Source organism: Phenylobacterium sp., assembly GCF_044372605.1.
Lineage (GTDB): Bacteria > Pseudomonadota > Alphaproteobacteria > Caulobacterales > Caulobacteraceae > Phenylobacterium.
The window spans coordinates 1-2,995 of record NZ_JBILRO010000321.1; the positions used below are offsets into that span (position 1 = coordinate 1).

Sequence of the window (2,995 nt, forward strand, 5' to 3'; positions counted from 1 at the left end):
GACAGGTCGCCGGCGCCGTCGCGGGCGCGCCGCTGTACTTTATGACCTCAGCCGGCGGTCTGGTTCGGGCAGAAGCGTTCAGAGGCCGTGACGCGGTCGTTTCCGGACCAGCCGGCGGCGTGGTCGGGGTCGCGAGGATAGCGGAAGCCGCCGGTTCCGCCGCTGTACTGGGCTTCGACATGGGCGGCACATCCACCGACGTCTGCCGCTATGCCGGCCGACTGGAGCGTCGCGACACGGTGAAGGTGGCCGGGGTGAAGGTGCGCGCACCGATGCTGGACGTGGAGACGGTGGCGGCCGGGGGTGGCTCGATCCTTACCTTCGACGGGATGCGCGCCAGGGCCGGGCCTGCCAGCGCTGGCGCCGACCCCGGTCCCGCCTGCTACGGCCGAGGCGGGCCGGCCACGGTCACCGACGCCAATCTTGTGCTGGGACGACTGGACCCGATGGCCTTTCCAGCAGTTTTCGGACCCCACGGTGACGCGCCGCTCGATCTCCAGGCCAGTCGCACCGCCTTGGCCAAACTCGCTGCCGCCATGGGAACAACCGTGGAAGCCGCCGCCGAGGGGTTCATCTCGGTCGCCGTCGAACAGATGGCCCAGGCCGTGCGTCGCATCTCCACGGAACGGGGCTTCGACCCCCGCGATCACGCCCTGGTGGCGTTTGGCGGCGCTGCGGGGCAGGTCGCATGCCAGACGGCCGAGGCTCTGGGCGTGAGCGAGGTGCTCTGTCCGGGATACGGCAGCGTCCTTTCGGCCTGGGGCATTGGTCAGGCCCAGATGACCGCTCTACGGCAGGCGGGAATCGAAGCGCCGCTGGATGCTGACGGTTTGGCAGGGGCGGTGACCCATCTGTCGCAGCTGGAAGCCTTGACCCGGTCCGACCTGATCGCCCAGGACGCGCAGGTTGGCGACGTCCGCCGCACCTTGCGTCTGCGCTACGAAGGGGCCGACGCGGAGCTGCCTGTCGAGTTCTCTGCCCTATCGACGATCAGGGCGGCGTTCGAGGCCGGGCACACGCGCCTTTTCGGGTTTGTGGAACCCGACCGTCAGATCGTGATTGCGGCCGTCGAGGTAGAGTCCGTGGCGCTACCCTCCCCCTTGCGCGACAGCGACGTGCGAACCGCGAGCCTGGCGCAATCAATCCCGGCCGTCCGCCGGCAAGGGGAAGAGGCCATCCAGATGTTCGCCCAGGCCGCCTGGCTCCCGGCAGCCGCGGTATCGGGCGAGACTCTGACGTCGGTTGATGGCCCGGCGCTCATCAGGCGTCATGACACGCAGATCGCTGTCCTGCCTGGCTGGAGCGCGAAGGCGGAGGCCGGAGGGCAGATCCGTTTGGTTCGGAGGCGGGCGACTGCCCGGCAGGCCATATCTCTCAGCACACCCGACCCGGTCACCCTGGAACTTTTCAATCGCCGCTTCATGGGCGTCGCCGAGGCCATGGGCGCGGCGCTGGAGCGGACGGCGCATTCCGTCAACATCAAGGAGCGTCTGGATTTCTCCTGCGCCCTGTTCGACGCCGACGGCGGGCTGGTGGCCAATGCGCCGCACATGCCTGTTCACCTGGGCAGCATGGGCGCGAGTGTGCGCGCAGTACGCGACCGTCATCCCGACCTGAAACACGGACAGGCCTTCGCCCTGAACAACCCTTATGCCGGCGGCACCCATCTGCCCGACATCACCGTCGTAATGCCTGTGTTCATGACCGACGCTGATCCGAAACCCACCTTCTATGTCGCGGCTCGCGGACACCACGCGGACGTAGGCGGCGTCCAGCCAGGCTCAATGCCGCCCTTTTCGACACGCATCGACCAGGAGGGCGTACTGCTCGACGCTCTGCCGATCGTGGAAGGCGGCCGGTTCCTGGATGCGCCGGTCCGCGCGGCGCTGCTGGCCGGAGACTGGCCATCCAGGGCGCCTGATCGCAACATCGCCGACCTCAAGGCTCAAGTCGCGTCTTGCCAGGCCGGCGCCGCTGCTGTGGCGACCATGATCGAGACACACGGCGCTGATGTCGTGGCCCGCTACATGGGCTTCGTGCAGGACAACGCGGCCGAGGCGGTGCGGCGGGCGATTGGCCGGCTCTCGGATGGCGAGGCCCGGGTTCCAATGGATGGCGGTGGCGAGATCGTTGTCCGCACAACAGTCGATGCACAGGCGCGTGAGGCTATCCTCGACTTCACCGGTTCCGCGGACCAGCTGGACACCAATTTCAACGCCCCCTCCGCGATCGTCGACGCAGCCGCGCTTTATGTGTTCCGCACCCTGATCGATGATGACATCCCGCTGAATGCCGGCTGCCTGAAACCCCTCAAGATCTTGACCCGACCAGGCTCGATGCTGGCGCCGTACCCGCCGGCTGCCGTTGTGGCGGGCAATGTCGAGACCAGCCAGCATGTGGTCGACGCCCTCTATGCCGCGCTGGGGGTGATGGCCAACAGCCAGGGCACCATGAACAATTTCACCTTTGGCGACGAGACGCGTCAGTACTACGAGACCATCTGCGGCGGTGCGGGCGCGACTGCCAGCGCGCCGGGGGCAAGCGCGCTTCAGACCCACATGACCAACTCACGCCTGACCGATCCCGAGATCCTTGAGCGCCGGTTTCCGATCCGGGTGGAAAGCTTCAGCGTGCGCGGCGGCTCCGGCGGGAGCGGCGCCCATGCCGGCGGCGATGGATCGCGACGCTGTATCCGGTTCCTGGCGCCGATGGAGGCCGCTCTGTTGGCATCGCGCCGCGACAACGCGCCTCAGGGCCTGGCGGGGGGTGGAGCGGGCCTTGCGGGCCGCCAGCGATTGATCGCGGCGTCCGGTGCGGTGACGGAACTTTCTGCGTGCTTCTCGGTAACGGTATCGGCCGGCGATGTGATCGAGATCGAAACGCCCGGCGGCGGCGGCTTTGGTCGGGCGTGATCCTGACAAGATTTTCCGGCATAAGGACCTGAATGACACTCCTTCTGATCGCCCTCGCCCTGCTTGCTCAGGCCCCTGAATCT

Annotated in this window: 1 protein-coding gene; it reads left to right on the forward strand. The window is 67.6% G+C overall.

The annotated features are described in order from the left end of the window. On the forward strand, positions 1-2,912 hold a 2,912-nt coding region (locus ACIQ42_RS17580), incomplete at its 5' end, for a hydantoinase B/oxoprolinase family protein (protein ID WP_397423525.1). Positions 2,913-2,995 lie beyond the last annotated feature (83 nt).